The organism is Microbacterium xerophyticum (assembly GCF_053543555.1).
In genome coordinates, this window is record NZ_JBLVOB010000007.1 from 136,274 (window position 1) to 156,430 (window position 20,157).

The 20,157-nt window shown below is 68.4% G+C and carries 17 protein-coding genes and 1 pseudogene; 6 read left to right on the forward strand and 12 right to left on the reverse strand.

Translation table 11 applies throughout. The features are described from left to right. From ACNPNP_RS12125 to ACNPNP_RS12140, 4 genes and pseudogenes are all read right to left on the reverse strand, one after another. Positions 1-209: pseudogene (locus tag ACNPNP_RS12125) on the reverse strand (AMP-binding protein); the annotation flags it as partial. 15 nt (positions 210-224) lie between these two features. After that, a complete protein-coding gene (locus ACNPNP_RS12130; RefSeq protein ID WP_448966295.1) occupies positions 225-1,124 on the reverse strand; it encodes a 1,4-dihydroxy-2-naphthoyl-CoA synthase in 900 nt (299 codons plus the stop codon). Between the two features lie 9 nt (positions 1,125-1,133). Beyond that, positions 1,134-2,126, reverse strand: coding sequence for a permease prefix domain 1-containing protein (locus ACNPNP_RS12135; protein ID WP_448966296.1), 993 nt, complete (start codon positions 2,124-2,126; stop codon positions 1,134-1,136). 1 nt (position 2,127) lies between these two features. Continuing rightward, positions 2,128-2,460: a PadR family transcriptional regulator gene (locus ACNPNP_RS12140; RefSeq protein WP_448966297.1), complete on the reverse strand. Its 333-nt coding sequence runs from the start codon at positions 2,458-2,460 to the stop codon at positions 2,128-2,130. Positions 2,461-2,537: 77 nt separating this feature from the next. Between ACNPNP_RS12140 and ACNPNP_RS12145 the strand changes: the two genes are divergently transcribed. Then, entirely contained in the window at positions 2,538-3,554 is a 1,017-nt protein-coding gene (locus tag ACNPNP_RS12145) for a GNAT family N-acetyltransferase (protein WP_448966298.1), read from the forward strand. Positions 3,555-3,740: 186 nt separating this feature from the next. After that, positions 3,741-4,718 carry an o-succinylbenzoate synthase gene (locus tag ACNPNP_RS12150; protein WP_448966299.1) on the forward strand — a complete coding sequence of 326 codons (978 nt, stop codon included), beginning with the start codon at positions 3,741-3,743 and terminating at the stop codon, positions 4,716-4,718. A 12-nt stretch (positions 4,719-4,730) separates the two neighbouring features. Here ACNPNP_RS12150 and ACNPNP_RS12155 read toward each other — a convergent pair whose 3' ends face one another. Then, positions 4,731-5,363 (reverse strand): TetR/AcrR family transcriptional regulator, encoded by a 633-nt coding sequence (locus ACNPNP_RS12155; protein WP_448966300.1) that lies wholly within the window; start codon positions 5,361-5,363, stop codon positions 4,731-4,733. A gap of 115 nt (positions 5,364-5,478) precedes the next feature. Between ACNPNP_RS12155 and ACNPNP_RS12160 the strand changes: the two genes are divergently transcribed. The 3 genes from ACNPNP_RS12160 to ACNPNP_RS12170 are packed head-to-tail and all read left to right on the forward strand — an operon-like array spanning position 5,479 to position 10,902. Next, positions 5,479-8,295 (forward strand): MMPL family transporter, encoded by a 2,817-nt coding sequence (locus ACNPNP_RS12160; protein WP_448966301.1) that lies wholly within the window; start codon positions 5,479-5,481, stop codon positions 8,293-8,295. Further along, on the forward strand, positions 8,292-10,259 hold the full coding sequence (locus ACNPNP_RS12165) for a YhgE/Pip domain-containing protein (RefSeq protein WP_448966302.1): 1,968 nt from the start codon (positions 8,292-8,294) through the stop codon (positions 10,257-10,259). The genes ACNPNP_RS12160 and ACNPNP_RS12165 overlap by 4 nt, the downstream gene beginning before the upstream one ends. Positions 10,260-10,314: 55 nt before the next feature. Then, a complete protein-coding gene (locus tag ACNPNP_RS12170; RefSeq protein WP_448966303.1) occupies positions 10,315-10,902 on the forward strand; it encodes a 2'-5' RNA ligase family protein in 588 nt (195 codons plus the stop codon). Between the two features lie 4 nt (positions 10,903-10,906). Here ACNPNP_RS12170 and ccsB read toward each other — a convergent pair whose 3' ends face one another. The 7 genes from ccsB to ACNPNP_RS12205 form a co-directional block, all read right to left on the reverse strand. Next, on the reverse strand, positions 10,907-11,884 hold the full coding sequence (ccsB, locus tag ACNPNP_RS12175) for a c-type cytochrome biogenesis protein CcsB (RefSeq protein WP_448966304.1): 978 nt from the start codon (positions 11,882-11,884) through the stop codon (positions 10,907-10,909). Positions 11,885-11,893: 9 nt separating this feature from the next. After that, on the reverse strand, positions 11,894-13,573 hold the full coding sequence (gene resB, locus ACNPNP_RS12180) for a cytochrome c biogenesis protein ResB (protein WP_448966305.1): 1,680 nt from the start codon (positions 13,571-13,573) through the stop codon (positions 11,894-11,896). Between the two features lie 25 nt (positions 13,574-13,598). Beyond that, positions 13,599-14,354, reverse strand: a complete 756-nt coding sequence (locus tag ACNPNP_RS12185) for a cytochrome c biogenesis CcdA family protein (RefSeq protein ID WP_448966306.1) — start codon at positions 14,352-14,354, stop codon at positions 13,599-13,601. Next, positions 14,351-15,001, reverse strand: coding sequence for a TlpA family protein disulfide reductase (locus ACNPNP_RS12190; RefSeq protein ID WP_448966307.1), 651 nt, complete (start codon positions 14,999-15,001; stop codon positions 14,351-14,353). The genes ACNPNP_RS12185 and ACNPNP_RS12190 overlap by 4 nt, the downstream gene beginning before the upstream one ends. A gap of 9 nt (positions 15,002-15,010) precedes the next feature. Further along, the gene (locus ACNPNP_RS12195) at positions 15,011-16,270 is read right to left on the reverse strand and encodes a glycosyltransferase (RefSeq protein WP_448966308.1); all 1,260 of its coding nucleotides are present in this window, start codon (positions 16,268-16,270) and stop codon (positions 15,011-15,013) included. A gap of 121 nt (positions 16,271-16,391) precedes the next feature. After that, positions 16,392-17,492 carry a fatty acid desaturase family protein gene (locus tag ACNPNP_RS12200; RefSeq protein ID WP_448966309.1) on the reverse strand — a complete coding sequence of 367 codons (1,101 nt, stop codon included), beginning with the start codon at positions 17,490-17,492 and terminating at the stop codon, positions 16,392-16,394. A 144-nt stretch (positions 17,493-17,636) separates the two neighbouring features. Beyond that, the gene (locus ACNPNP_RS12205) at positions 17,637-18,266 is read right to left on the reverse strand and encodes a histidine phosphatase family protein (protein WP_448966310.1); all 630 of its coding nucleotides are present in this window, start codon (positions 18,264-18,266) and stop codon (positions 17,637-17,639) included. 58 nt (positions 18,267-18,324) lie between these two features. Here ACNPNP_RS12205 and aspS point away from each other — a divergent pair, with 58 nt between their 5' ends. After that, the gene (aspS, locus tag ACNPNP_RS12210) at positions 18,325-20,106 is read left to right on the forward strand and encodes an aspartate--tRNA ligase (RefSeq protein WP_448966311.1); all 1,782 of its coding nucleotides are present in this window, start codon (positions 18,325-18,327) and stop codon (positions 20,104-20,106) included. Positions 20,107-20,157: the final 51 nt, after the last annotated feature.

A 20,157-nucleotide genomic window follows, 5' to 3' on the forward strand; every position in this document is an offset into this window, starting at 1 on the left:
GCGCTGACCACGACCCGCTTCGGGATGCCGCTCGATCCGGACGTGCCGATCACCACCGCCGTGCCGTCTTCGACCACCTCCGGCTCATCATCCGACGACCCGAGGGCCAGCATCCCCAGCGCCAGTGCGGGGCCGCCGTCGAGTGCACGTGCGAGGTCCTGCTGCAGTCGGGCCGCATCCTCGGCCTGCGTGGCGATGAGGTGTGTCATCGGTGCGCCTCCACGTCAGAAGTGCCAGGGGAACGACGTCCAGTCGGGGTCGCGCTTCTCGAGGAAGGAGTCGCGGCCCTCGACGGCCTCATCCGTACCGTAGGCGAGACGCGTGGCCTCGCCCGCGAACACCTGCTGGCCCACCAGACCGTCATCGACGGCGTTGAACGCGAACTTGAGCATCCGAATGGCGGTCGGCGACTTCGTCAGCACCGTGCGGGCCATCCTCAGCGCCTCGCGCTCGAGCTCCGCATGGGGCACGACCCGGTTCACCGCGCCCATCTCGTATGCACGCTGCGCGGAGTACTCCTCGGCGAGGAAGAACACCTCGCGGGCGAACTTCTGACCGGTCTGGCGCGCCATGTACGCCGAGCCGTAACCGGCATCGAAGCTGCCGACGTCGGCATCCGTCTGCTTGAACCTCCCGTGCTCCGCACTCGCCACCGTGAGATCGCACACCACGTGCAGCGAGTGCCCGCCCCCTGCCGCCCAGCCAGGGACGACGGCGATGACCACCTTGGGCATGAAGCGGATCAGGCGCTGCACCTCGAGGATGTGCAGGCGACCGGCTCGCGCAGGATCGGCGACGGTCTTCTCGTCGTCCGAGTACTTGTAGCCGTCCCGCCCGCGGATGCGCTGGTCGCCGCCGGAGCAGAACGCCCACCCGCCGTCCTTCGCGCTCGGCCCGTTGCCGGTGAGCAGCACGGCGCCGATCCTCGGGTCCTGCCTGGCGATGTCGAGCGCCCGATACAGCTCGTCCACGGTGTGCGGACGGAAGGCGTTGCGCACCTCCGGCCGGTTGAACGCGATGCGGGCGACGCCGCCGTCGTGAGTGACGTGCGCGGTGATGTCGGTGTAGTCCTCAGCACCGGGCGCGAGCACCCATTCGGCGGGATCGAAGAGCTCGGAGACCATGGCCCCAGCCTATGCCTGGCGGCGAGCGCGGCGAGTCTTGAGCCACCCGTCGACGATGTCCCACACGGGGAACGCGACCAGGCAGAACCCGGTGAGGACCGCGAGGATGCGGAACACGCCGCCCTGCTCCGCCGCTCCGGCGTCGCCTTGCGCGAACCCTTCACCACCGGCGGTGACCACGAAGTCGAGGAATGCGGGGTTGACCAGCTCGCCCCGCACCAGCAGCGTCAGCGACCAGACCGCGAACGCCACGGCGAGCGCGGTGTTGATCCACGCGAACAGCGTGTTCCAGCGTCCGTGCGCATAGATCGCGACGGCCAGCAGCACCTCGGCGACGATGAGCGCGAACAGGATCGTGATGCCCCACGGCCACAGGCCGGGGTTCAATACCGGGATGGGGTCGCCTCCGGTCGGGAAGAACCCGAGGAAGCGGTCCCAGAAGATCGCACCGACGCCGATCACGAGGAATCCGAGTGAGGCGATGAGGTCGGCGCGCCCGACGCCGTTGACCGTCGGCTCCGGCAGCTGGTCGACATCCCACCGCACGCCGGTGTCCGCACCGGTGCGCTCCAGTACGAAGAACACGAGGGTGGTCCAGAAGACGAGGTGCACGACGACGCTGATCGTGACGGCGATGACCTGTCCGATCACCTCTCCGATCGTCGCACCGGCGAGAACCTGGGCCAGTGCCACGCCGAAGGCCGCGAACGGCGGGACGATCCACAGCAGCAGCTTGAGCAGCCGCCACCAGGTGAGGTAGTAGCGCGGGCCGATCAGGTGCAGCGGACGGTCGGCGTAGCTCGCGGCGAGGATGCCGGGGTCACCGAGCTCGGTCAGCACCGAGCGCTCGGCGGATTCCCTGGGCTCGCCCTGGTCGAGTCGAGCCTCGATCGCGTCGTCGATGGACGCCGCGAGCTCGGCGCGGACGTCGTCCTGGGCCGTGGGCGCGATGCTCTTGACGGTCGCGGCGATGTACCGCTCGGTGAGTGTTGTCGCAGTCATGTCAGTTCTCCTGGTCGGTGAGTGTGGCGATCGCTGCGGTGAGCGCGAGCCAGTCCTGAGTGAGAGTGTCGGCGAGCCGGATGCCGGCTTCCGAGGTGCGGTAGAACTTGCGAGGCCGTGCCTCTTCGGTATTCCACTCGCTGGTGAGGTACTCCTGCTTCTCCAGCCGGCGAAGCAGTGGGTACAGCGTGTTGGCGTCGGCGGCGAAGCCGCGGCGCTCGAGCTCCTCGAGCAGGCCGTAGCCGTAACCCGGGGTGCGCAGCAGCTGCAGACATGCCAGCACCACGGTGCCGCGCCGCAGTTCCTGCAGGTGCGTGTCAAGCGTCTCGTTCATGACGATCACATTACTGTGTGTCACACACTATTGTCAACGAGCCATTGTTGGAACTTCGGTCGGGTTACGGTTGCAGCATGCTCGAACTCATCCGGATCGACCCGTTCGACGCAGCGGCGGTGGACCTGTGGTGGGACATCTACGCCGCCGCCGAACGCGCTGATCGCGGCGCCGGCACAGCGGTGTGGACGCGAGACGAGTCCAGGCACGAGCTGCAGCAGGACTCCGAGTCGATCGACCGCCGCGCCTACCTCGCCCGCATCGGCGGCGACATCGTCGCGGGCGGACGCCTCGCGCTGCCGCTGCGCGACAACACCCGAGTGGCGACGCTCGGCGTGCATGTCGCACCGCGACTGCGCCGCCAGGGCATCGGCACGGCCGTGCTCGTCGCGCTCGAGGCCGAGGCGCAGGACGCGGGGCGTACCGTGATGAAGTCGAACGCGTCGTGGCCGTGCAGCGCCGGCGACGACGGCTCCGGCGTTCCCGGACGGGAATTCGCGCGACGCCACGGCTACGCACTGGCGCTCGGCGACGTGCAGAGCCGCCTGCACCTGCCGATCCCGCCCTCTCATCTCGATGCGCTCAGCGCCGAAGCATCCGCCCGGTCTGCGGGATTCTCCCTGCGGTCGTGGATCGGCAGCGTTCCCCAGGCCGTCGTGGGCGGATGGGCGGAGCTGGAGGCCGCCGTCGAGACGGAGGCCCCGGTCGGCGATCTCGACCTCGAGCAGGCCACGGCCGACATCGAGGAGATCCGCAGGAGCGAGGCGCTGATCGCGCGGCAGAACAGACGCAGCTTCGGAACTGTCGCATGCGACGGCAGCGGCAGCGTCGTCGCGTACACGCAGCTGGTTGTTTCGGGCGATGACGGGAACGCGTACCAGTGGGGCACGCTCGTGCGGCGCGAGGCCCGCGGCAACCGTCTCGGCATGGCCGTGAAGCTCGCGAACCTGCGGATGCTGCAGGAGCACGCTTCGGACGTGCGGGCGGTCTACACGTACAACGCCGGCGTCAACGAGCACATGCTGGCGATCAACCGCCGTCTGGGCTTCACACCGTCCGAGCTCATGGGCGAGCTGCAGAAGCGGCTCGCCTGAGACCTCGCCCGCACCGTCGGCACGGGGCGGCCCCGGGATCACACTTGTCAGCGCAGATCACAGATGTCGGTCGAAAACAGCCATTCCGGACTGACAGCTGTCTTCTGCACTGACAACTGTCCACACGCGCGCCCGGATTCGGCACGGCGCCCGACCCGATGAGGCCCACAAGGGCATGATGGGGACATGAACCCGTCGCTCGCAGAGCTGCTCGACACGGCCCGCGTGGTCGCCCTCCCCATGACGACGCGCTTCCGCGGCGTGACCACTCGTGAAGCCCTGCTCTTCGAGGGCCCGCAGGGCTGGGCCGAGTTCTCGCCGTTCATCGAATACGCGGATGCCGAGGCATCCGTCTGGCTCGCATCGGCGATCGACTACGCCTGGAGCACCCAGCCCGCACCGCTGCGGCAGTCGATCGGCGTGAACGCCACGGTGCCCGCCGTCACCGCCGCCGACGTCGCCGCCGTGCTGGCACGATTTTCCGGATGCCGGACGGCGAAGGTTAAGGTCGCCGAACCCGGACAGTCGCTGAACGACGACGTCGCCAGAGTGCGTGCGGTGCGCGACGCGCTGGGACCGGAGGGGCGCGTGCGCATCGACGCCAACGGCGCATGGAACGTCGACGAGGCCGAGCACGCGATCCACGCCCTCGCCGAGTTCGACCTCGAGTACGCCGAGCAGCCGTGCGCCACGGTCGAAGAGCTCGCTGAGCTGCGCACTCGCGTGAAGTACATGGGCATCCCGATCGCCGCCGACGAGAGCATCCGCAAAGCCGACGATCCGCTCGCCGTCGCGCGCGCAGGCGCAGCCGACCTCATCGTGATCAAGGCGCAGCCGCTCGGGGGCCTGACCCGTGCGCTGCAGATCGTCGTCGCTGCGGGGCTTCCGGCCGTGATCTCCAGCGCGCTCGACACCGCCGTAGGGCTGTCGCAGGGCGCCGCGCTCGCGGCCGCGCTCCCCCACCTCGACTACGACTGCGGCCTGGGAACCGGCGCGCTGTTCGTCGAGGACGTCGCCGACCTCTCACCGTCCGACGGCGCGATCCCCGTCGGACGCGTCACGCCCGATGCATCGCGGCTCGACAAGCTGGCGGCACCGTCCAAGCGTCGCGACTGGTGGCTCGAGCGCCTCGAACGCTGCCACGCGCTGCTCGCCGCGGAGTAGCGTCGTCGCAGTTCAGTCCGCGGCGGGCGCGATGAGCAGGTCGACCAGCTGACCGAGCGCCTCGGCACCGGCGCGGTGCAGCTTCTCGCCGTCCCATCCGGACACCGCCGCGCGCGCCATGCATCCCTCCCACTGGACCATGAGCATCTGCGCCGCGGTGGGCACATCGATCCGCAGTGCGAACAGGCCCGAGTCGACGATGCCCTGGATGATCTCCTCGATGCTCGCGGTCATCGCCCGATCCTGCGCGAGGTAGGCTTTTCCGAAGACCTCGTCACGCAGCGCACGGATGCGGATCTCACTCATCATGAGCACGCTCAGACGGTCGTCCAGGCCGGAGTCCATGACCTTCTGCACCAGCTCGATGGGGTCGGCGTCGCCGTTGAGCACCCCGGCGGCGACGAATTCCTCGATGCGCCCGCGCACCGAGGCCAGACGCTGCTCCGCGACGGTCGAGGCGAGCTCGAGGAACAGCTCGTCCTTGGAGTCGAAGTTCGAGTAGAACGCGCCGCGCGTGAACCCGGCGCGTTCGCAGATCGCCTCGACGCTGGCGCCCTCGAGCCCGACCTCGGCGAACACCTGCGCGGCAGCATCCATCAATCGCGCTCGCGTGTTCTCACGCCGCTTCGTCACGGGGATCGTCATGGTCTCACTTTCACATCCTGCGCACAGTTTCGCACGTCCGACTCACCGTAGGATACACATGTGTATCGGATACATCACTGTATCCATTCTCCCGTCCGCCGTCCCGGAGGAATCTGTGTCCACTCTCCTGTCGTCACTCGGACGCTGGTCGTTCCGTCATCCGTGGCGCGTGCTCGTCGCCTGGCTCATCGTCCTCGGCGTCGCCGGCGGCGGTGCGCTCGTGCTCAATCAGGGCACCGACAACTCCTTCAGCATCCCCGGCACCGAGTCGCAGGACGGCCTCGAGCAGCTCTCGCGCTCGTTCCCCCAGGTCAGCGGCACGAATGCGCAGTTCATCGTGGTCGCCGCGGACGGCGATTCGATCACGGATGACGAGTATCGCGAGCCGATCGCGGATGCTGTCGACGAGTTGAGCGACCTCGACGGCGTGCTCGCCGTGACCTCTCCCTACGACGAGATGATCGAGGGGATGATCAACGAGGACGAGACCGCGGCGATCGTCCAGCTGCAGTTCGACGGTCAGGCCACCGATGTCTCGGCCGAGACCAAGGATTCTCTGACCTCGTCGGTCGACGCGCTCGCGGGCGAGCTGCCCGACGGTTCGCAGACGAAGCTCGGCGGCGATCTGTTCGCCATCTCCATCCCCGGTGTCACGCTCACCGAGGCCGTCGGCGTGATCATCGCCCTGCTCGTGCTCATCGTCACGTTCCGGTCGTTCGTCGTCGCCGGACTCCCGCTGCTCACCGCCATGCTCGGCGTCGGCATCTCGATGGCCGGCATCTTCGCCGCCACGGCATTCGCGTCGGTGTCATCGACCACGCCGCTGCTCGCGCTGATGCTGGGGCTCGCGGTCGGCATCGACTACGCGCTGTTCATCATGGCCAGGCATCAGGACCAGGTGCGCGACGGCGTCGACCCGGAGGAATCCGCCGCACGCGCCGTCGGCACCGCGGGCTCCGCCGTCGTGTTCGCCGGCATCACGGTGCTGATCGCCCTGATCGGGCTCGGCTTCGCCGGCATCCCGTTCCTGACGACCATGGGCATCGCCGCATCCGTCGCCGTCGCCGTCGCCGTGGCGATCGCCGTGACTCTGACACCCGCTGTGCTCGGCTTCCTGAAGGGGCGCATCGTGGGCCGCCCGAAGAAGGTCAAGGCCCCCAAGAAGGGCAAGGAAGCGAAGCCCCGCCGAGGATTCAGCGAGCGCTGGGTCGGCGGCGTGACGAAGCATCCGATCCTCACCTCGCTGGCGGTCGTGATCGGCCTCGGTATCGTGGCCGTTCCCGCGCTGAGCCTCAATCTCGCACTGCCCAACGCCGGCGTGCTCGCCGCCGATGACGAGGCTCGGCAGAGCTACGATCTCGTCGGGGACGAGTTCGGCCCTGGCTTCAACGGCCCTCTCGTGCTGACGGGCACCATCGTCACCTCCACCGATCCGCTCACGCTCATGGAAGACCTCGGGGATGCCGTCGCCGAGATCGACGGTGTGAAGGAGGTCGCGCTCGCCACTCCGAACGAGACCGCCGACACCGGGATCGTGCAGGTGATCCCCGAGACCGCGCCGGACGACCCCGCGACCAGCGATCTGGTCCGAGAACTGCGCTCGCATCACGACGAGTGGCTCGACGAGTTCGGCATCGACGTGAAGGTGACCGGTTTCACCGCTGTCGCGATCGACATCTCCGACCAGCTCGGAAACGCCCTGCTGCCCTTCGGCGTCTTCGTGATCGGGCTGTCGCTCATCCTGCTGACGATCGTGTTCCGCTCGCTCTGGGTGCCGATCACCGCTGCCCTCGGCTACCTGCTGTCGATCGTCGCGGCGTTCGGGGTCGTCGGGGCGGTGTTCGAGTGGGGCTGGTTCGCCGACGCGCTGCATGTCGCGAAGGTCGGCCCGATCATCAGCTTCATGCCGATCATCCTCATGGGCGTGCTGTTCGGGCTCGCGATGGACTACCAGGTGTTCCTGGTGTCGCGCATGCGCGAGGACTACGTGCACGACCCTGACTCGAAGTCGCCGTCCCGCGCCGATCGACGCGCGGCCGCACTGCGCGCCGTGCGCAGCGGATTCAGCGGTTCGGCGAAGGTCGTCACCGCTGCCGGACTCATCATGTTCGCGGTGTTCGTGGCGTTCGTGCCCGAGGGCGATTCATCGCTCAAGCCGATCGCGCTGGGGCTCGCGGCCGGCATCGCGATCGATGCGTTCCTGGTGCGCATGACGCTGATCCCCGCGCTCATGGCGATCCTCGGGGAGCGCGCATGGCAGATCCCCGCCTGGCTGGAGAGGATCCTGCCCAGCGTCGACATCGAGGGCGAGGCGGTCGAACGCGAACGGCACCTGCTCGCCTGGCCCGGCGATGACTCGATCGTCGCGGCGGACGACCTCGTGCTGAGCGCGGATGCGCCGATCCTGGAAGACGTCACGCTGCGCGTCGCCGCCGGTGAGGCCCTCATCGCCACCGGTCGCGACAGCCGTGTGCGCCGTGCGCTCGCGCTGGCGATCGCCGGCAGGCTCGCACCGGACGCGGGAAGGCTGCGCGTCGCAGGGCACCTGCTTCCCGGCCGGGCGGCGTGGGTGCGCAATCACGTCGGCTGCGTGCTGGTCGATGACGCGGATGCCGCGCTGATCGACCTCCGCGAGGCACTTCGCGGAGCGCCCACTCTCGTCGTCATCGACGGCATCGACCGTTTCACCGGCGGCCAGCGCGATCAGGCGACCGCGATGCTGCAGGATGCCGCGGCTGCGGCGGCGGCGAGGGCGGATGCCGGCACCTCGAGCCGGCTCGCCGTGTTCGCGACGGCATCCGACCCCGCACTCGCCCGCACGATCCTCGCCGAGGCCGCATGGCCGCATGCCGAGGAACTCGACATCGCCGCCCCGACGAGCTCCGCACCCCTGACCACCTCCGACACCGACTCCACCGAGGTGAACGCATGACCCTCTCGATCGAGCGCGCCCGTTCGCGCAAGCCCATCACCTGGTTGACGATTCTCGGCATCCTGCTGCTGCCGGCAGCTGTCGGAGGCATCCTCGTCGCGGCGCTGCAGAATCCGACCGAGCGGCTGGACACCATGACCGCCGCCATCGTGAATCTCGACGAGCCGGTCACGATCGACGATCAGTACACGCCGCTCGGGCGCCAGTTGGCGTCGGGCCTCGTCGAGGGCTCGGACGAGCTCGACTCGAACCTCACCTGGGTCATCTCCAACGAGGACGATGCCGCGGAGGGGCTCGCCGACGGCAGCTACCAGGCGGTCATCACGATCCCCGCCGAGTTCTCCGCCGCGGCCACGTCTTCGGGTCAGGCGATCTCGGACGGCGGCGGCACCGCCGAGCAGGCGACGATCAAGGTCACCACCCCCGACGACGGACTCGTCGCCGACGACCTCATCACCGGCCAGATCGCGTCGGTCGCCGCATCCACCATGGGCACCATGCTGTCCGAGGCGACCATGGAGAACGTGCTGGTCGGATTCACGACCATCGGCGACCAGATCGGCGAAGCAGCGACAGGTGCGCAGGAACTGGCGACCGGCGCGCGCAGCGCCGCGGACGGCGCTGCTGCGCTTCCCGAGGGTGCGACGCAGCTCGCCGACGGTGCGTCGCAGCTGGGCACGGGGGCGTCAGAACTCGCCGGCGGTCTCGGCACGATCTCATCCGGCACGCGGGATGCGGCGAACGGTGCGAGCGAGCTGGGTGCGGGGCTGACGTCAGGGGCGGCGGCGCTGGAGCAGAACGTCGGAGGGGTCACTCAGCTTGTCGGCGCCGTCCAGAACAGCGCATCCTCGGCGGGTCAGGCTGCCGCCGGTGCCAGCGACCTTGCAGTGAAGCTGACCGCTCTGGCTGATGCATGCGACCCGGTGGCGTCCGGACAGAGCATGTGCGATGATCTGGCCTCGGCCAGGGACGAAGCGGCAGTTGTCGCGAAGTCAGCGGGCATCGCAGGCGGCACGCTGAATGACCCGCAGATCGCGGGTGGCATCGCCGCTATACCCGGCACCTTCAGCGCACTCGCCGGCCAGCTGCGCACCGCGGGCGACGGCGCGCTCTCCCTCGCTGACGGCCTCTATCAGCTCGCGGATGGCACGGACCAGTCCGCGGCCGGCGCGAACTCCCTGAGCACAGGCGCCGTGGCGCTGAGTGACGGCGCGACGCAGCTCAGCGACGGTGCATCCGAACTGGCGTCGGGCGTGGACAAGCTCGCCACCGGAACCGGTGACCTCGCGGGCGGGCTGAAGACAGCATCCGAGTCGCTCCCCTCGTTCGACGATCAGGAGTCGTCGTCGCTCGCATCCGTCATCGCCGACCCCGTGTCGTCGAACTCGTCGATGAACACGATCTTCGGTCCGACGGCGATTCCGCTGCTCGCGGCTGTCGTGCTGTGGTTCGGCGGCCTGGCATCGTTCATCGTCATGCGGGCGCACACCGCGCGCACGCTGACGTCGCGACGCTCGTCGGCGGGGCTCACACTGCGCGCATTCGCCCCCGCAGCCGCGATCGGCGCAGGACAGGGCGTGCTCGTCGCGCTCATCGTGCAGTTCGTGGCGGCATACGACGCTGCGGCATGGTGGGCCTTCGCCGGCACCGCGGTCATGGCGGGAATCGCGTTCGCGGCAGTGAACCAGGCCCTCGTCGCACTGTTCGGCGGAATCGGACGCTGGGTCAGCGCACTGATCGGAGTCGTCGCCGTCGCCACGGGGTTGATCTCGACGGTTCCCGGTTGGCTCGCCTCGATCGGTCAGGCGCTGCCGACGGCTCCGGCCTTCAGCGGTCTGATCGCGGCGAACGGCAGTGCGGTGGCAGCCCTCGTCGTCTGGGGAGTGCTCTCGCTCATCGCGACGACGCTGATCGTCGCCGTGCGCCGCACGACCTCCGCGAAGGCGGTGCTCGCCCCGGCCTGACACCCGCGCTTCGCGCCTCGCGCGTCGAAAGGAGGCGGGGCCCTAGCATCGGTGGATGCGCCGTCCGTTCATGAACGATCCCCAGCAGCTCGCGTCTCTGGAAGGGCAGCAGTACCTGGTCCTGCGCCCGACCGCGGCGGTCGCCGCCGACTACCGGGCGGTTCAGGATGCTGTGCTGCCGACCCTCCCCGCCGGAACCACGCACCCGCACACGGCGCACGTCACGCTCCGCGGGTTCTACGAGCCGGAGCGCCTGGAGGACCTACGCGCCGTCGTCCGCGCATGGGCTGCTGCGCAGCATCCGATCGAGATCACGACCGACGCGATCGACACGTTTCCCGCGCCGTGGCAGATCGTGATCGCGCGGCTCGCGCGCACGGCATCCGTCGTCTCGGCCTACGCGGGGCTCACGGATGCTCTCGCCGGCACCGACTTCCGCCGCCTGGATGAGCGGCCCGTCGACGACTGGACCTTCCATCTCTCCGTCGTCTACGCGAGGACGCTCGAAGCGGACGCATGGTCCGCTCTCGCACGGTCGGTGACGCGCGAGTACGACGAGCGCCCCACCGAGGTCGTCAGCGAAGCGGAGTTCGTCTGGTACGCGGGCGGTGTCGAGCACCACGAGGTGCTCCCGCTCGGGTGAGCCCTCAGCTCAGGCCGGAGTACGCGTGCAATCCCTTGAAGAACACGTTGACGATCGTGAAGTTGAAGATCACCGCGGTGAAGCCGATGATCGACAGCCACGCCGAGCGGCTTCCGCGCCAGCCGCGCGTCGCACGGGCGTGGATGTATCCCGCGTAGAGCACCCAGATGATGAAGGTCCAGGTCTCCTTGACGTCGAAGCCCCAATAACGGCCCCACGCGTCCTGCGCCCAGATCGAGCCGGCGATCAGCGTGAACGTCCAGAGGATGAAGCCGACGATCGCGAAGCGGAACGCGAGCCCTTCCAGTCGTTCCGACCCCGGCAGCGTCGCGAGGAATCGGGGCCCGGGCTTCTCGATCTCCTCGGCGATGCGCCGCTCGCGGCGGTGCTGCATCAACTGCAGGATCGACAGCGCTGCCGTCAGGGCGAAGAAAGCGGTGCCGAGCGAGGCGACGAACACATGGATCACGAGCCACACGCTCTTGAGCGGATCCATCAGAGGCACGACGCCGACGTAGAAGCTCACCGCTGCCGCGCCCATCAGCACGACGATGAGGCCGGTGATGAAGGTGCCGAGGAAGCGCAGATCGATGCGGGTGAGCACCACCAGGTACACGAGCACGACCAGCAGCGTGCCGATCATCGCGAACTCGTACAGGTTCGCCCACGGCACGCGCTCGGCGGCGATGCCGCGCAGGACCGTGGCCGCCAGATGGAACACGAAGGCCAGGCCCGTCAGGGTCGTGCCGATGCGCGCCATGACATAACGCGGCTTGGCCGGTTCGGCGGATGCCGCAACCTCTGCCGCACCGGACGCATCGGCGCCCCCCGCGCCCACCAATGCCGTCTCGCGCGCGAGGCGCGCATCAGCGGTGACCTCCGACCGACGTGCGAGATCGAACGCGTACGCGACGAAGGCCGCGGCGTAGATCGCGATCGCCGTCCAGACGAACAGGATCGAGAGGGAATCGAGGTCGGGCATGGTGCCAGTCTACTTTCGGGGCTTCTCGGTGGTGCGGGAGCGGCCGGGCGCATCGAGCAGCCGCGCGTGTCCGGCAGCGAGGTCGTCGACGGCCGCGCCCAGGGTCGGGTCCTCGCCGCGGGCGAGTCCGGCGTACTCGAGGTCGACCGCGCCGTCGGAGGACGTCGCCTTGACCCACATGCGCCTGCGGGGAACGAACAGCGCGAGCATCAGCCCGGCGAGCGCGAGCAGCGCGAACACGAGCACCCACACCGCCGAGTCGTCATGATGGATCTGAAGCGAAACGAACCGCTTCACCGACTCGGTGTAGTCGGTCGCTCCCGCAGGTGATTCGTCTTCGAAGGTGATCGTCCCGAGGCCGTTCGGCAGATCAGCGGTCTCCCCCGGCGCCAGCTCGATCGAGTCGACATCCGTGGTGCGCCCCGTGAGCTTCGTGAGCTCTTCCGTGTCGAGCACGTAGACGGAGCGCGGCGTGCCCTCGTCGATGCCGAGGTCGCCCTCGTACACGTCCAGCGTGAGCAGCGGGGCGAGGAGGTCTCCGTGCGCGGACGCGAACGCGCCCGTCTCGAGTCGCGCTGCGCTCGGGTAGAAGAAGGCCGCGATCCCGAGCTGCTCCGGCATGCCGTCGGTCACCTTGATGACGCCGAGCGAGGTCAGGTTGGTGTCCTGCGGCAGGAACGGCACCGAGTTGTTGTAGACGACGTCGCCGTCGGAGTTGCGCACGGTGATCGTGGGAGCGTAACCGTTGCCGAGCAGGTAGATCTTGTCGCCCGCTACGCCGAGCGGATGGTTCACGCGCACGGAATCCTGGCGCGTCTCGCCGTTCTCGCGCACCGAGACGTTGGCCGAGAAGTCCCCTGCCTGACCGGATGCCGCGGATCCGTACTCCTGGTACGTGACGTCGAACGAGTCCAGCGTCATCGCGTACGGGCTCAACGCGTCGTCGCTGACGAAGCGACCGCGGTTCATCGACTCGTAGTCGAGCAGCGTGTTGACGAAGGTCTGCCCCTCCACGACAACGCGCTGCCCTGTGTACGCGAAGCTCCCGCCGATGCCCACCACGAGCAGCACGCCGACGAGCGCGAGGTGGAAGACGAGGTTCCCTGTTTCGCGCCAGTACCCGCGCTCGGCCGAGACCGAGTACGTACGACCCTTGTCGTAGCGCTCGACACGGTACCCGAGCGCCTTGAGCTGCTTCTGGGCGACGTCTATCGATCGTGCGGCTTCGGCGTCGGCATCCGCCGCCTCCCTGGTCACCTCGCGGTGATCCTCGAGACGGCCCAGTCGTGCGGGAGTGCGCGGCGGACGCGCGCGCAGCGCCTTGAGGTGATGCTTGATGCGTGGGATCACGCATCCCACCAACGAGATGAACAGCAGCAGGTAGATCGCCGAGAACCACGGCGAGAGGTACACGTCGAACATGCTCATCGCGTCGAGCACGGGGAACAGGTCGGGGTTGTCGCTCTCCCACTGCGTGACGCCGTTCGGGTCGGCCATGCGCTGAGGGAAGATCGAGCCGGGGATCGCCGCGATCGCGAGAACCAGCAGCAGGATGATCGCCGTGCGCATCGAGGTCAGCTGTCGCCAGCCCCACCGCAGCCATCCCACGAACCCGAGACGGGGCTGCGTGATGGCGGAGTCGTCGCCGTCGATGTGATCGGACGGACGGAGCGGGTCGGAAGACGTCACGGCATCCTTCTGGTCGGCGCGGGAATCAGAGCGGGAGGAAGACACTGCCCATCACCGCCCCGAGACGCGACATGATGCCGGTCCAGATCCCGGTGACCATGAGCACGCCGAGCAGGATCAGCATCACGCCGCCGATGATGTTCACGACCCGGATGTGGCGGCGCAGGAATCCGACCGCCCTGGTCGCCCAGCCGAAGCCGAGAGCGACGAGCAGGAACGGGATGCCGAGGCCGAGGCTGTACGCGAGACCGAGGAAGCCGGCACGGACCGGATCTCCGACATTGATCGACAGTGCGACGATGGCCGCCAGCGTCGGACCCATGCACGGCGCCCAGCCGATGCCGAGCGCGATCCCGAGCAGCGGGGCACCGATGATGCCGGTCTTGGAATCCACCTGGAAGCGGAACTCGCGCTGCATGAACCCGAACAGTCCGAGGAACACGAGTCCCATGAGGATGATCACGACGCCCAGGACCCGGGTGATGATGTCGCCCCACTGCAGCAGGAAGACGCCGACCGTACCGCTGAGGGCCGTGTACGCGACGAACACCACCGCGAAGCCCAGGATGAACAGCAGCACGCCGAGCACGAGGCGTCCTCGACCGGTCTGCGCGGCCGACCCGTTCGACGAACGCGGCGCCACTGCTCCCCCGAGGAATCCGAGGTAGCCGGGCACGAGCGGAAGCACGCACGGAGAGAGGAAGGAGACGAGCCCCGCGAGCATCGCGATGGGGATCGCGAGCCAGAGCGCTCCTGAGCCGATCAGCTCCTGTGTGTTCACGCGCTCTCCGCGAGCGCGTCCTTGACGAGCGTGGAGAGGATCGACGGGCCGTCGAGCTGGCCGACGATGCGCGCCGCGACGCGCCCCTGCTTGTCCAGCACGAGCGTCGATGGCGTCCCCTGCAGCGGAGCGTCGCTGGCGAATGCGAGCTTGGCCTCGCCGCTGTCGACGTCGAGGACGCTCGGGTAGGTCACACCGTACGTCTTGGCGAAGGCCTTGGCCGTGTCGGCCTGGTCGTAGATGTTGATGCCGATGAAGGAGACGTCCTCTTCCTCGTTCGCCTGCCAGACGGATTCGAGATCCTTCGCCTCCGCCCGGCACGGGGCGCAGCCCGCGTACCAGAAGTTCACGACGGTGACGTCGCCGGCGATGTCCTCGCTGCTGAACTCCTCGCCGTCTTCCGTCACGCCGCCGAACACGATCGGCTCTCCTCGGTCCTCTGGCGCGATCTCCACGACCGCGCCGTCGGCCGAGATGTAGCCCTTGCCGTCACCGGAGAGGTACTGCTGTGCGACGGGGTCCGGCGCACAGGCCGTCAGAGCGACGGCGAACAGCGCGGCGAGCGCGGCTCCTGCTACCCGGGCGGAGCGTCGGGTGCGGGAGGAGCGGCCGCTGCGAATCGGTCGAATCGTCGAGGCGAGTGGCACGCTCCCAGTCTAGACGCGCGAATCTATGCGGCCCCTGTACTCTGTGCGCGCGGAGCTGTACTCTGTGCGCGCCGAGCGGCGGGTGCCCGCGCCCCGGTAGAGATCCTCATAACGACGCACGATCGTGGTCGCGTCGTGCTGGGCCGCGCGCCGCACGGCGTGCGCGCTCATCGCCTCGTACTCGTCCTTCGGCAGGGTCAGGATGCTCACGATCCGCCTGGCGAAATCCTGGGCGTCGTACGTCGCGACGAGGTATCCCTCGACGCCGTTGTGGACGAGGTGCGGGAGGGCCATCGCATCGGCGACCACGACGGGAGTTCCCGACGCGAGCGCCTCAAGAGTCGCGATGCTCTGCAGTTCAGCCGGTGACGGCATGACGAAGACCGTCGCCTCATGGTGCAGCTCCGCGAGCTCCTCATCCGTCACTCGTCCGTGGAAACGCACGCGATCCGCGACCCCGAGCTGCGCGACGAGCAGTTCCAGCGCTGATCGCTCCGAGCCCCCGCCGACGATGTCGAGATGCGCATCGACGTCCTGGTCGATCAACGCGATCGCTCTCAGCAGCGTCGGAAGGTTCTTCTCGGGGTCGAGTCGCCCGACGAAGAGGATCCCGGGCCGGACCGGCTTCGCCTGCTTCGGGGTGAACCGCTGCAGATCGACGCCGCAGGAGATCGGGGTGACAGAGGCGAGTCCGATGCTGCGCTCCAGGTACTCGGCGGCGATCGGGGTGGGACTGGTGACGATGTCGGCACGCGAGTACACGGCGGCCGCAAGGTTCCAGCCGCGCCTCGTCACGACCGGCACGATGCGCGACGGCAGCCCACCGACGGAGGCGAGGTTGTCCGGCATCACGTGGTTCGTCGCCACGATCGGGATCCCGCGCGCATGCGCTTCGTAGGCCACGCCGCGCCCGATGCCGATGAACGACTGGACGTGCACGACATCGGGTCGGATCTCGTCGAGGATGCGGCCGACGCGCCGACGCACCTCCCAGGGCGGCGCGATCCGCAGCCACTCGTGCGCCGGCCATTTCACGCTGCGCAGTCGATGCGTCCGGATCAGCTGGTCATCGATCATCGTGACCCCTGAATGCCCGGAGAACGTGGCCGACGGCGCGATCACATGGACGTCGTGGCCACGGCGGGCCAGGCGCACGGCGTGGTCGCGGGCGAACCTCGCCGCACCGTTGATGTCCGGGGGAAACGTGTCGGTCGCGATGAGGACCCTCAGCGATTCCGTCGGATGCTCGTGTGATGCCGTACCGGTCATCGTCCACGTCCTTTTCATAGTGTTCGACTTCTTGACTCGACATTAGGATGACCGCGGGTGATTTCGCGTCCATCGGAGGTGCCGTTTCCTCACGGTTTCCGGGGTACTCAGGATGCAGGCTTCAGGCCCGCCGGTACTGTGCGGCCGCCGGGCATTCGAACGGGTCCCTCGCTGCGAGTCCGACCCGGTTGAGGTACGCGATCACGATCCCGTACGAACGCACCAGGGTCGTCTCGGTGTAGGGGACGCCATTGCTCACGCAGTGCTCCCTGACGATCTTGCGCGCCGCGGCGAGATGCGGACGAGGCATCGAGGGGAACAGGTGGTGCTCGACCTGGTGGTTGAGCCCGCCCATGAGCCACGTCACCCACCGACCGCCGGAGATGTTCCTCGAGGTGCGCACCTGCTTGGTGAAGAAGTCGAGCCTCGCCTCGGGTGCGACCACCGGCATCCCCTTGTGATTGGGCGCGAACGACGCGCCCATGTAGACGCCGAACACCGCCAGCTGCACACCGATGAAAGCGAACGCGAGTCCGACAGGCAGCATCCAGAACAGGACGCCGAGGACTACGGCGTGCCTGATCAGGAGGAAGGTCAGCTCCGGCACGCGATTCTTCACCTGGCCACGGGAGACGAGGTGGCGCAGGCTGAGGAAGTGGAGGTTGATGCCTTCGAGCGTCAGCAGCGGGAAGAACAGCCAGCCCTGCCGACGAGTGATCCAGCGGCGAAGGCCTCTGGCCTGTGCGGCATCCGCGTCGAGGAACGAGATCGTGTCGACCTCGATGTCCGGGTCGTGCTCGACGCGGTTCGGGTTCGCGTGATGACGGCTGTGCTTGGAATCCCACCAGGAGTAGCTCAGGCCGACGAGCCCGGCGAGCACGCGGGCGAGTCTGTCGTTGGCCGGCCCCGTCTCCAGGATCGTGCGGTGCGCGGCCTCGTGGGCGAGGAACGCGACCTGAGTCGCGAGGACGCCCAGCGCGGCGGCGATCAGCAGCTGGAATCCGCTGTCGCCGAGCAGGATGAAGCCGACGACGAGCCCTGCGAAGACCGCAGCCAGCGCCGCGCCCAGCAGAAGATAGAACCACGGTGTGCGTCGCAGCAGTCCCGCCTCGCGCACGCGCTGCGAGATCTGCGTGTAGGCGCGTGCGACCGGCGGGAAGTCGCCCTTGCGCGAATAGGTCTGACGTACGGGACCGAGCTGAGAGTCGGCGACCATGGTCATGAGTTCTCCTCTGGACGCGCGAGTCTGGATGCGCGATCCGGTGGCCGGTGCGTCCGGCCGTGTCAGGAGATTAGGGGCGCGGCCTCGGCCGACGCATCACACGGGAGTATCGAGTCGTCTCCCACCCTGGTAGGGGGCTCCAGGTCAGACGGCGCCGACGTCGACGGCATCGCTCGTCGATGCGGGCTCGGCGTACGCCACCTCGCGCCAGACGTCGCCGACGCGCTCGAACGACGTGACGCTCGAAAGCGCGCACCGCCGTGTGCGCGGGTCATGCCGCAGCGGCAGTCCCGCGAAGTGCAGGTGCGTGATCCAGATGGGCGCCTGGTGGGAGACGATCACGGCGTCCCCGTCGACGGTGTCGCGCCAGACGCTGTGCAGTGCGTCTTCCATTCGGGCCGCGACCGAGACGTACGGCTCGCCCCAGCTCGGCAGCGACGGCCGTCGCAGATGCCACCAGTTGCGGGGATCGCGCAGCGAGCGGCTCATGCGCGTGCCCTCGAAGACGTTGGTGGGTTCGATCACGCGCTCATCGATCACCGGGTCAAGGCCGAAGAGCTCGGTGAACGGCTCGGCGGACTCTCTGGTGCGCTCCAGCGGAGAGCAGCGCAACGAGGTGACGGGCCGGTCGAGGCCGGCGATGTACTCCGCGGCGTCCTTCGCCATCCGCCGCCCGTCGTCGCTGAGCCGGTAATGCGGGAGTCGTCCGTAGAGCACGCGGCCCGGATTGTGCACTTCGCCGTGGCGGACCAGATGGAGACGTTCGGCGGGCATGGTCCCAGTCTAGGGAGGCCGCCTCTGATGCCCGCGAGCACCCGCCTAGAATGGTGGGATGCTTCGCACACACACGACCGGCTCCCTGCGAGCCGAGCACATCGGTCAGACCGTCACCCTCTCGGGTTGGGTCGATCGTCGTCGTGATCACGGAGGCGTCGCGTTCATCGATCTGCGCGATTCCTCAGGCATCGCACAGGTCGTCATCCGCGATGAGGAGACGGCGCACCCGCTGCGCAGCGAGTTCGTGCTGAAGGTGACCGGAACGGTGTCAGCGCGTCCTGCGGGCAACGAGAACCCGAACCTGCCCACGGGCGAGATCGAGGTCATCGCGACCGAGGTCGAGGTGCTCAACGAGTCCGCTCCCCTCCCCTTCCAGGTATCCACGGGGCTCGGTGACGCCGACACGATCGGCGAGGACGTGCGGTTCAAGCACCGTTATCTCGACCTGCGGCGCCCGTCATCGGCATCCGCTCTTCGCCTGCGCTCCGACGTGAACAAGGCGATCCGCGACGTGCTGCACGCCCGTGACTTCCTCGAGGTCGAGACCCCGACCCTGACCAAGTCGACTCCGGAGGGCGCCCGCGACTTCGTCGTGCCCGCACGCCTGCACCCCGGCAGCTGGTACGCCCTGCCGCAGAGCCCGCAGCTGTTCAAGCAGCTGCTCATGGTCGGCGGTGTCGAGAAGTACTACCAGATGGCCCGCTGCTACCGCGACGAGGACTTCCGCGCCGACCGGCAGCCGGAGTTCACGCAGCTCGACATCGAGATGAGCTTCGTCGACCAGGAAGACGTCATCGCCCTGATGGAGGAGCTCATCCCCGCGATGTGGGCGACCATCGGCGTCGAGGTGCAGACGCCGCTGCCGCGCATCACGTACGCCGACGCGATGGCGAAGTACGGCTCTGACAAGCCCGACCTGCGCTTCGGTCTCGAGCTCGTCGAGGCGACCGAGTACTTCAAGGACACGACGTTCCGCGTCTTCCAGTCCGACTACGTCGGCGCCGTGCTCATGCCCGGCGGCGCATCGCAGCCGCGCAAGCAGCTCGATGCCTGGCAGGACTGGGCGAAGCAGCGCGGCGCCCGCGGTCTCGCATACGTGCTCTTCAACGAGGACGGCTCGCTGGGCGGCCCCGTCGCCAAGAACCTCTCGGATGCCGAGAAGGCCGGCCTCGCCGATCTCGTCGGTGCCGCGGCGGGCGACTGCGTGTTCTTCGCCGCCGGATCCGCGAAGGACAGCCGAGCGCTGCTCGGCGCCGCGCGCGTCGAGATCGGACGCCGGCTCGGCCTGCTCGACCCCGACGTGTTCGCGTTCACGTGGGTGGTCGATGCGCCGATGTTCGAGCCGGCGGCGGATGCCGTGGCATCCGGTGACGTCGCCGTCGGTGCAGGCAGCTGGACCGCTGTGCACCACGCGTTCACCGGCCCGAAGCCCGAGTTCGCCGACACCTTCGACACCGACCCCGCTTCGGCGCTCGCCTACGCGTACGACATCGTGTGCAACGGGTCGGAGCTCGGTGGCGGATCGATCCGCATCCACCGCGAAGACGTGCAGAAGCGCGTGTTCGAGGTCATGGGCATCACCGATGAGGTCGCCGACGAGCAGTTCGGCTTCCTGCTCGATGCGTTCAAGTTCGGCGCCCCGCCGCACGGCGGAATCGCGCTCGGCATGGATCGCGTGCTGCAGCACCTCACCAAGACCGAGTCGATCCGCGAGGTCATCGCCTTCCCGAAGACCGGCAACGGCTTCGACCCGCTGACTGCCGCACCTGCGCCGATCACCGACGCGCAGCGCGCCGAGGCCGGCGTCGATTTCGTCCCGGAGGACGACGAGGCCTGACCCCGTTCCGGCTCGCCGAGACCCCGTCCTATTGCCGAGACCCCCGGCTGC